Source organism: Variovorax sp. Soil_C_17 (genome assembly GCF_057657265.1).
In genome coordinates, this window is the sequence record NZ_JBDGIT010000086.1 from 1 (window position 1) to 204 (window position 204).

At 70.1% G+C, this 204-nt stretch carries 1 pseudogene; it reads right to left on the bottom strand.

The features are described from left to right. Nucleotides 1-54: 54 nt before the first annotated feature. Nucleotides 55-204, bottom strand: a pseudogene (locus AC3A6Y_RS35155) (FAD-dependent oxidoreductase); the annotation flags it as partial.

Below are 204 nucleotides of genomic sequence, written 5' to 3' on the forward strand. Positions count from 1 at the left end.
GAGGCCTTGTGGTTGAAGAAAGCGGAACGGGAAATGGCGGACTCGCCGGGCTGCTCAGCCGCCCAGCCGATCCTTGATCCGGTAGTACAGCCCGACTGCCGGCAGGAACCAGGGCGGACCGAAGTGGCCGGGGATGGCCGGCCAGTCGTGCTCGCGCCACGGGTTGGCGCTCGCGTCGCCGGCCATCACGGCCGCCATGCGCTG